The organism is Corallococcus sp. BB11-1 (genome assembly GCF_026626625.1).
GTDB classification, from domain to species: domain Bacteria; phylum Myxococcota; class Myxococcia; order Myxococcales; family Myxococcaceae; genus Corallococcus; species Corallococcus soli.
Genome location: NZ_JAPNJY010000007.1, coordinates 642,233 through 651,296, shown reverse-complemented (window position 1 = coordinate 651,296; position 9,064 = coordinate 642,233). Strand labels below are relative to the sequence as shown.

11 protein-coding genes are annotated in these 9,064 nt (G+C 68.5%); 8 read left to right on the top strand and 3 right to left on the bottom strand.

What is annotated here, in order from left to right; translation table 11 throughout:
• From OV207_RS09410 to OV207_RS09395, 4 genes are all read left to right on the top strand, one after another.
• A complete protein-coding gene (locus OV207_RS09410; RefSeq protein WP_267554375.1) occupies positions 1-783 on the top strand; it encodes an alpha/beta fold hydrolase in 783 nt (260 codons plus the stop codon).
• The gene (locus tag OV207_RS09405; RefSeq protein WP_267554374.1) at positions 780-1,622 is read left to right on the top strand and encodes an alpha/beta fold hydrolase; all 843 of its coding nucleotides are present in this window, start codon (positions 780-782) and stop codon (positions 1,620-1,622) included. Before OV207_RS09410 ends, OV207_RS09405 begins: the two co-directional genes overlap by 4 nt.
• Positions 1,623-1,746: 124 nt before the next feature.
• Positions 1,747-2,193, top strand: a complete 447-nt coding sequence (locus tag OV207_RS09400; RefSeq protein WP_267554372.1) for a hypothetical protein — start codon at positions 1,747-1,749, stop codon at positions 2,191-2,193.
• A gap of 150 nt (positions 2,194-2,343) precedes the next feature.
• The gene (locus tag OV207_RS09395; protein WP_267554371.1) at positions 2,344-3,426 is read left to right on the top strand and encodes a helix-turn-helix transcriptional regulator; all 1,083 of its coding nucleotides are present in this window, start codon (positions 2,344-2,346) and stop codon (positions 3,424-3,426) included.
• Between the two features lie 67 nt (positions 3,427-3,493).
• Here OV207_RS09395 and OV207_RS09390 read toward each other — a convergent pair whose 3' ends face one another.
• The 3 genes from OV207_RS09390 to OV207_RS09380 form a co-directional block, all read right to left on the bottom strand.
• Positions 3,494-4,105, bottom strand: coding sequence for a hypothetical protein (locus OV207_RS09390; protein WP_267554370.1), 612 nt, complete (start codon positions 4,103-4,105; stop codon positions 3,494-3,496).
• A 107-nt stretch (positions 4,106-4,212) separates the two neighbouring features.
• A complete protein-coding gene (locus OV207_RS09385) occupies positions 4,213-4,902 on the bottom strand; it encodes an iron-containing redox enzyme family protein (RefSeq protein WP_267554369.1) in 690 nt (229 codons plus the stop codon).
• Between the two features lie 84 nt (positions 4,903-4,986).
• Positions 4,987-5,781 (bottom strand): GNAT family N-acyltransferase, encoded by a 795-nt coding sequence (locus tag OV207_RS09380; protein ID WP_267554368.1) that lies wholly within the window; start codon positions 5,779-5,781, stop codon positions 4,987-4,989.
• A gap of 381 nt (positions 5,782-6,162) precedes the next feature.
• Here OV207_RS09380 and OV207_RS09375 point away from each other — a divergent pair, with 381 nt between their 5' ends.
• From OV207_RS09375 to OV207_RS09360, 4 genes are read left to right on the top strand one after another with little or no spacing between them, the layout of a single operon-like run.
• Positions 6,163-6,765: a hypothetical protein gene (locus tag OV207_RS09375; protein WP_267554367.1), complete on the top strand. Its 603-nt coding sequence runs from the start codon at positions 6,163-6,165 to the stop codon at positions 6,763-6,765.
• A complete protein-coding gene (locus OV207_RS09370; RefSeq protein WP_267554365.1) occupies positions 6,752-7,129 on the top strand; it encodes a hypothetical protein in 378 nt (125 codons plus the stop codon). The genes OV207_RS09375 and OV207_RS09370 overlap by 14 nt, the downstream gene beginning before the upstream one ends.
• Positions 7,126-7,863, top strand: coding sequence for an ImmA/IrrE family metallo-endopeptidase (locus tag OV207_RS09365; protein WP_267554363.1), 738 nt, complete (start codon positions 7,126-7,128; stop codon positions 7,861-7,863). The genes OV207_RS09370 and OV207_RS09365 overlap by 4 nt, the downstream gene beginning before the upstream one ends.
• 2 nt (positions 7,864-7,865) lie before the next feature.
• Entirely contained in the window at positions 7,866-9,053 is a 1,188-nt protein-coding gene (locus OV207_RS09360; protein WP_267554361.1) for a hypothetical protein, read from the top strand.
• Positions 9,054-9,064: the final 11 nt, after the last annotated feature.

The window sequence follows — 9,064 nt, the reverse complement described above, 5'->3', positions numbered from 1 at the left end:
GTGACGCCCTGCTTCTTCGGCACCTCCGAAAGACAGCTCTTCGGCATGCACCACCCCGCGCAAGGCGCTGAACGCGCCACCGGGGTGGTGCTCTGTTATCCCGCAGCCCAGGAGTACATGCTGACGCACTGGGCCTTCCGGAAGCTGGCCGGGATGCTGGCGCGGGAGGGCTTCCACGTCTTCCGCTTCGACTATTACGGCACCGGTGACTCCGCCGGAGAGGTCCACGAGGGGCGCATCGCCTCGTGGGTCCAGGACATCCGGCTCGCCGCCGCCGAGCTGCAGGACATGACGGGCGTGCAGCGCGTGGCGCTCGTGGGCATGCGGCTGGGCGCGGCGCTCGCCGTGCGGGCCGCGGCGGAGGGCCTGTCCACCGCGGGGCTCGTGCTCTGGGAGCCGCTGGTGGAGGGCGCCAGCTACCTGAAGGAGCTGGAGCTGCTGCAGAAGCGCCGGGCCACCCGGACCCTGTTTCCCCAGCCCGACAGCCCGCTGGAGGTGCGCGAGGAGCTGCTCGGCTTCGCCTTCCCCCGGGCCCTGCGCGACGACATCCTCGCCCTGGACCTGCCCGCGCTGCCCGCGTGGCCTTCCACGCGCACGCACCTGGTGGCCGCCACGCAGAAGCCGGAATACGCACGCCTCCAGCAGCGCCTGGAGGCCACCGGCCTGCCCTTCCAGCACCACCTCGTGCCGGAAGAGGGAGGCGCGGGAGGCGGCCAGGAGTCCGCGCTCCTGTCCAACCGCGTCCTGCAGACGATCGCCGCGCTCATGAAGGAGGTCGCGTGATCCGCGAACGCATCTGTTCCTTCGGTCCCGAGCAGAGCCTCGTGGGCGTGCTGACGGAGCCGGACCCCAAGAAGGTGCTGGAGGGGGCGCCCGCGGTGGTGGTCTCCAACGTGGGCCTCAACCACCACGTGGGGCCGTACCGGATGTGGGTGGAGCTGGCGCGGCACCTGGCGGCGCGCGGCATCACCACGCTGCGCTTCGACCAGTCCGGCCTGGGTGACAGCCGCCCGCGCCGCGAGGGAGGCCCCGACGAGTTCGCGCGGGCCCGCGAGGAGACGCGCGCCGCGCTCGACTACCTGGAGCAGAAGAAGGGCCTGCGGACCTTCACGCTCATCGGCCTGTGCTCCGGCGTGGACAGCGTGCACTCGGTGACGGTGCAGGACCCGCGCGTCGTGGGCGCGGCCTTCATCGACGGCTACACGTACCGCACGGTGGGCTACCACCTGCGCTTCCAGCTGCGCTACCTGAGCCCCCGCCGCTGGAGCCGCTTCCTGCGCAAGCGCAAGCTGCCCTCGCAGCTGCGCGAAGCCGGCGAGGCCGACGAGGTCTACACGCGCGAGTACCCGGAGCAGGCGCGGCTGACGGAGGACTACGCGAAGCTGCTGGAGCGGGGCGTGAACCTCTGCTTCGTGTTCTCCGGCGGCATGGGGCTGTCCTTCAACTACGAGCGCCAGTTCTACGAGATGTTCTCGCCGCTCAAGCTGGAGAACCGCGTCACGTATGCCTTCTACCCGCGCGCCGACCACCTCTTCTCCGTGCCGGAGGACCGCGCGGAGCTGCTGCGCAAGCTCACGGCGTGGGCGGTGGGGCTCGTGCCGCCCAAGGCGCTGACGGGCTGAAGCCCGCCTGCTCGCCCAGCCAGCGGGAGTGCAGCCAGGGGACGGGGGCGCGTCAGGCGCTTGTTTCCCACCCGACGGTCGCCACCTTGGAAGGACAACCCGTTCTTTCGAAGGAGCGACACCCATGAAGCTCCCCCTGATGGCAGCCCTGGCCACCCTCGCCTTCTCCGGCCAGGCGTTCGCGCAGAGCCACACCGACCACGAAGCCCCTCCGCTGGAGGAGCCGAGCACGGATGCGCCCCAGGACAGCGCGGAGCGCTGGGACCGGGCAACGGGGGGCTCGGGCGGCTCGGGCGTCCTCCAGCCGGATGACGACGGCGCGGACAGCGTGGCGGACCCGGACCGCATCGACGAGGGCGTGGGCGGCTCCGGCACGCCCGACCAGGGCACGAACAGCACGGGCGAAGGCGCGCCCGCCCTGGAGCCGAGCGTCCCGAACACCGGCACCCCGGGCAACAAGGGCGCGCACATGGAGGTGACGCCGCCCGCCTGGGACAAGAACAAGCAGATGGGCAGCTCCGCGAGCCCCACCACGGGCACGCCGCCCGAGCAGGGCAGCGCCGGCAACTAGCCGACGGCAACCGCTGACATCGCGGTCCCCGCAATGAATGACAGGCATGGACGGGCTTCCGGCAAGGGGGCCCGTCCATACCTCTTGCGGGTTACAGACCCCTGGGCCTCCTCCCGATATGTCATTGCCAGCACTGGCTGGGAGGCCTTGATGAACCTGGACGCGCGCGAGCAGGCGCTCATCTCCGAGTTGACCCGGGCGCTCTCCAGTTCCCTGGACCTGGCGGAGGTGATGACGCGAGCGCAGGGCACCCTCACGGCGCTGCTGCCGTCCGACTACGCGGCGCTGTGCGTGTCGCGGCCGGATCGCCCTGGCGACTATGAGTGGCTGGGCCTGGGGGCGCCCGGCGTCCTCTTCGCGCACTACCCGGAGCTGGCGGCGGTGGACTTCGTGCGCGAGTCGGTGATGAAGCAGCCCAACGTGGCGCTGCGGGACTCCGACATGCTGTCGCGTCGGGAGCTGAAGCGCAGCCTGCTGTACCTGCGCTGCCGGGAGCTGGGCCTGCCGCTGGAGCACGTGTTGGCGGTGCTGTTGGACCTGCGGCTGGACTGGCACGGGGGCTTCACGCTGTACCGGGAGCATGCCCAGCCCTTCTCCGCGCGCGAGCAGGCCCTCCTGAACTGGCTGACGCCCTACCTGGTGAACACCGTGCGCAACTGCCGGATGTTCGCGAGTGAGGCCACGCGCGGAGACCTGCTGGACGCGCTCTTCCGCCACCAGGGCGCCGAGTGCGTCGTGCTGGAGCCGCCGGAGCGTGAGCGGCTGAGGACGCCGGGCGCGACGGACCTGTTGAAGCGCTGGTACCCGGAGATGAAGGCCCACGACGCCCAGCTCCCTTCGGAGCTGCGGGAGCACCTCCGACACCTGAGGGCGCCCGGGACGAAGCGCAAGGCAGGCGTGGACACCTGGGTGCGCTCAGGAGAGCAGCGCGACCTGAAGGTGACGTTCGTGGAGCTGCCCGAGCAGCGCGGCAGCCGGCCCTGGGCCCTGGTGCTCCAGGAGTGCGCCCGGTCCATTCCCATCCCGGAGCCGTGGCTCCAGAAGCTCTCCAAGCGCGAGGCGGACGTCGTCCAGGGTGTGCTCAGCAACTGGGCCAACGAGACCATCGCCCACGAGCTGAAGCTGACGCTCAACACGGTGAAGACCCACCTGCGCAACATCTTCCCCAAGCTGGGCATGGAGAGCCGCACGGACCTCATCTACCACGCGGCCTGGCGGCAGAAGCCGGGGTGAGCCTCGGGAAATGGAAGGGGCCCGGAGGCAGTTCGCCTCCGGGCCCCTGCCCTGCTTCAGCGCTGGCCTACGGCTGCTTGCGCACGTTGAAGGTGATGGACGTCATCCCGCCCGACGGCTGGAGGGTGACGGTGCCCGCGACGAAGTGCTCCTCCTTGAGCTGGACCAGGAGGACACTGGTGATGGAGTCGTTGACGCTGAGGTCACTGTCCCAGAGGCGGAAGGCCCACGGCTCCGCGAGCAGACGGCTCGCCGTCGCGGTGCACCCGCCCGAACTCCACGCGGGCGTATAGCTCTGCACTTCTGGAGTGAACGAGGCCACCGTGTTCCCCGGACAGGCCATCTCCACGAAGACATCCGGCGCGGAGGCATCCGCGTCCCACGCCGTGCCATTGTTGCTGGCCGTGATTTGAGCGGACACGGGCTGGACGAGCCAGACGCCCGCTGGATCCACACCACAGCTCTGATCCGTCTTGCACACCTGGGCCGCGTTGCACGCCACGCACGCCGCCCCGGCCTTGCCACACGAGGAAGCGGTGTTCCCCGTCTGGCAGGTGTTGTTGAAACAGCAGCCCGTGCAATTCGAAGCCGAGCACGTCACCGGGGTCGGCTTGTCCTCCCCCGGATCCTCGTCACCGCCACATCCCGCGAAGAACAGCCCAGCCACCACTGCCAACATCCGATGAATCTTCATGCCTGTGCGACGCCCCCAAGAGGTCGGTGTTCCGGGCGCAGGATGTCCAGGAGGGCTCGGGCTGTCTTTACCTCTCCCGGGGGATGGCGCGCTCAGGGTTCTCGGAAGAAGCTCGGAAACAGGGCGCGCGTCGTGCGCGCGGACAGCAGCAGCGCGGCCTGCTCCTCCGGCGACGTGAGCTGGCCCAGCACCGCCTCCAATTCGGCCACGTGGTCGCCGTCCGCGTTGCCGTGGCCGCGCAGGAAGGTGACGGCCTTGTGGATGTTGGGGATGCCGCTGTCCGCGATGAGCCGGTCCACCGCCTCCGGGGCGCGCTCCACGGAGAGGTACTCCAGCACGTAGGCCGTGCCCAGGAACGCGGTGGGCGTTCCCGACTGCGTGGTGAAGCGGTTCCACTCCACGTAGGCGCTCACCGCGGAGCAGACCGGCGCCCGCTCCACCTGCTCCGCGGACCAGCCCAGGTTCTTCAGGTCCGCCAGCAGCCACCTCTCATGGCCGTTCTCCTCCTCGGCCTTCTGGAGCAGCAGCTCCGCGAGCGCGGTGTGCTGGCCCTCGCGCTTCATGCGCTCGCCGGAGTCCCGGAGGAAGCCCGTGCTCCAGCGCACGTACTGGTACGTCTGCACCAGGTAGTGGGCGTAGTCATCCTGGTGGATGCGGCCCTCGAAGAGGCGGCGGGCGCCAGGCTTCGCGTCCAGCTCCCGCACGAGCATCCGCGCCTCGTGCCGCAGGGAAGCCATCCAATCCGTCTTCGTCGTCTGCTCCTGCTTCGGCTGCTTGCACATACACGACTCCTGATCCGGGCCCCGTGAAGGTCCGGTGTGGGTGGTTGAGGGGTGAAGAGAAGGAGGGAGCGCGCCGGCCTGGCTTCAGGCGGCGTCGGCGTCCAGTGAGTCGAAGAGGCGCAACGTGCCCGGCGGAATCTCATCCAGGGCGGCGACGAGCGGCACCGTGAAGCGGTGGAACGCCGTGTCGTAGTGGGGCGGCCCGATGAAGCGCGCCCCCATCTTGTCCGCGAAGAGCGACAGCACCGGCGGCATCTTCAGGTCGTCCAGCACGCCCTGCCGGGCACGCTCGAGCTGCGCCGGGCCCAGGCGCGGCGCCACGGGCTCACGCGGCGGCAGCGGGAATTCGCGGGTCCGCACCTGGAAGCGCTCGCTCACCCAGCCCCGGCGCGCGGCGGCGCGATAGATGAGGAAGGCCTCCTCGGTGCTGTCGGTCTCCATGTTGGCGGCGGCGATCCAATGGGTGACGCCGCGACGGCGGCTCTCGCGGTAGAGGCACGCCTGGAGGCGCAGCACCGCGGCGTTGCGCCAGCGCTGACGCACGCAGTAGCGCGTCGTCTCCGCGAACACGCGCCCCGGAGCGGCAAGCTCCGACAGGTCCAGCTTCCGCTCGATGTCGAGCCCCATCAGGCTGCCGGACGAAGCCGCCACCTCCGCGTTGGGCAGGAGCAGCCGCGCGGTCGCGACCGCCTCTTCTCCCGAGTAGACGACGACGTGCGCGGTGGTCGGCAACGTGTCGAAGCAGTTGGCCTCGCGCGGAGCCTGGGGCTTCTTGTCTCCCAGCATCCGCAGCTCCACGCCGAACACATCCCAGCGGACGCGAAGCGCGTCATCCAACTCGCGCTGTGTATCAGCGACACGGCAAATCAATGAGCTCATGGCGGGTCTCGGCTCCGGCGTATCCGGCGGACTGTCTGTCCGACCTCGCCCCTTCATTCGGCGCCATGAGCCCGAGTGCGCTCGCAGGTTGCATTTTTCAGCCAGACCGTGCCCACCCGCCGCGTGTTTGTCATTGAGCCCCCAGACCTCCATGGAAGGAGGGGCGCGGCGGGTCTTTATCGATCCAGGGGATCGCCAGCGACCCACTGCCCCGGAAGCCACTACCCCCTCCGGGGTAGAGACATCGATCCTCGACCCGGCCAACCTCTCGGCTCGGACGGAGACGCTCCGCCGTCGAACTCTACAGGGCTGTAGCGAAAGTCCAGACGGACCGGAGCCAAACCTGAAAGCGGGCGCGCGCATGTCAGCGGGATGTGGGGGATGAAATATCCGACGAGAGACGAGGAGTGGGCGCTTCACGAGCGGGTGCTGATGAAGATGCCTGTCGCCAATGCGGAGGTCTTCAAGTGCTTCATGCCGTTCATGATGAAGACGCTCTGCAGGAAGATGCGCTGCGATGGGGAAGAAGCCACGGATTGTGCCCTCAAGGCGATCTTCGACTACCTGGGCCATCCGGAGCGCTACGACCGGAAACAGTCACTCCTGCGCAGCTATCTGACGCGAGCGGCCAAGATGAACGTGCTGGATTCCCGGAAGTCCGAGCAGAAGCGAATTGAACGGGAAATTAATTACGCGAACGTTGTCGAACTCCGGGCGAGGCCTCCGAATGAAGTGATGGAGACAGCCGTGGAGACCGCCCTGGCCCTGAAGAGAATCGAGCGCCGCAACATGAAGCCTGGCGACCTGGGGCTGCTCGAACTCGTCCTTCAGGGTGAAAGCTCCACGCTGGCGCTGGCCCGCCCCCTGGGCCTGGAGGACTTGCCCGAGGCCGAACGCAAGCGGGGGGTGAAGCAGAATCGCGACCGTGTCCTCAAGCTGCTGAGACGACTCGGAAAGGAGGAGGACTCCCATGACGAACCCTGACTGGCTGGAAGCGGCGGCCGAACGCAGTGCACAGGTGCCGGAGATGCTGGGCTCCGTGTTCGCGTGGTACCGGGACCTGGAAGGGCTCTCCGTGGAGGCACTCGCCCGGAAGCTGGGCTGCACCGTGGAGACGCTCCACTGGGTGTGCCTGTGTCGCAAGCCCGAGGGCACGGCCTTCTCCGAGCACGTGAACCAGATCGCGGAGCGCTTCGGCGTCAACGCCTTCGAGCTCTCCGGGCTCCTGCTCGACATGGAGTTGTCAGCGGGGCTCATCGCCCAGCAGGACAGCCCCGTGGAGCCGGAGGAGCGCGCCATGCTCCTGGCCGCGCGCGACCGGACCCGCCCCCCCGAGAAGAAACCGTGAGTGAGCGCTGGCTGAAGGACGCGCTGTCGTTGGCGAAGCTCCCCCAGCCAGGCCCCTTTCCGCGCGCCATCGCCGCGGACGCACAGGAGCGCATGAAGGTCCGCTTCGTCCCCATGGACGAGGTGACCCTGCCCGCTGTCCGTGACTACCTCTCCCGGCGTGGATGGAAATCCATGCCGGCGGAGGAAGGCGACGACCGGGACATGCACGGCTGCATCATGGCCTTCTGTGGAATGGCCTACCTCTTCTACTCGCTCAAGGACTCCGAGGAAGAGCAGCGCTTCACGTCCGCGCACGAGCTCGCGCACTTCGTGCTCGACCACCTGTGCCTGCGCGCGAAGGCCCTGCGCTACTTCGGGGACAGCATCCTTCCGGTGCTCGACAATCAGCGGCTCCCGACGCGGGAGGAGCTCCTGACCTCCGCGCTGGATGGCGTCCCGACGAAGGCCCAGTTCCACCTGATGGAGCGGGATGACTCCGGCGCCATCGATACCGGGGAGGTCTTCCGCGCCGAACAACGCGCGGATCGTCTCGCCTTTGAATGGCTCGCGCCCGCATCCGTCGCATCCCAGACCCTGAAGGGCGTTCCCAGGGCCGAACACGGCTCCCGGCTCCAGCAGGTGTTTGGCCTGCCCCTGCCGAAGGCCGAAGCCTACGCGCGGGTCCTGCGACAGCGGGAGGACGCCCCGCGCTTTTCCCTGAGCTCAGTCCTGGGTGAAAGGAACCCGAGGTGACCATGGCGGGACGAGAACCACCGGACGACAACGAACTCGCGGGGGACGGTGACTACCTCGCGTCCTTCGGGGAGACGCTGGCCCAGACGCTCGATCTGGGACGCTGGGCGAACGGGCTGGACCTGGAAGACATCATGCGGGTCTTCCGGGAGCAGATTGGCGGCGCCATGCGCAAGGAGGACGTGCTTCGCGCCACCGTCCGCCAGCAATTGCTCCCCTTGCTGAAGACAGGGCCCCAGGCCCCCAAGGGCGCCGGCGTCTATCAAGCCACCGAGGAACAGCTGAAGGCCGTCCACGAAGGCTACCTCTTCCGGGGCAACGTCGAAGCGGTGAACGGGCGCGCGGTTTCGCACGACACCCTGGCCCTGGGCATCACCCAGTTGGGCATCGCCGCGGTGGGCTATGGCGGCTCCTCGGGGACCTTCTCCCAGCGGCTGTTCCGCAAGGAGGTCACGTTCCAGATGGACGACCCCTTCAAGGAGGCCCGGGAGTACGTTGAACGGCGGGAGATCCGCTCACGCAAGGGTCCTCGGAACAAGGACAGCCTGTCGCGCCTGGCCACCCGGGGCATCCGCACCTACGCGGAGCGCGCCATCCTGGTCGACCGGGTCCAGGCGGAATGGCGCATGGGCCTGGGCAATCCCCTCCCCTATGAGCTGGTCACCGGCTCCGGCTACCGGGGACTCCTGGATGCCTCCCTCCAGATGCTCGCGAACCTCGTCGACCGGCAACAGAAGTTCGTCTTCGTCACGGACAAGCTCGAACACCGGGGGTTCCTCACGCTCGGCCATTCGCTCGACACGGGGGAGTACGCCATCCTCGAAACGCTGGAGGCGTATGGCAATGAGATCCTGGATGGCTGGCGCTACGACGACGAGGGCTTCCAGAAGGCGCAGGCGTTCGTCAGCAGGTATTGCCCCCAGGTCGTCATGGGGCTGTACCGCGCGTCGAACAATTCGCCCCCGAGGCTCTTCTACGCGCACCAGGAGCATGTCCACCTCGCGGTGCGCATCGCGATGGCGGACAGCATCCTGCGCCCGGAGCAGGGCTTCCCGATGTTGTTGGATGTCGCCGCGATGACCTGCCACAGCGTCTTCGGGGAAGACGGCTTCCAGGGGCTCGTCCAGGACGCCTACGCCCAGGCGGACCCCACGCTCCAGTACCTGAATGTACGCAAGATGCGCCGTTAGTCTCGCCGAGG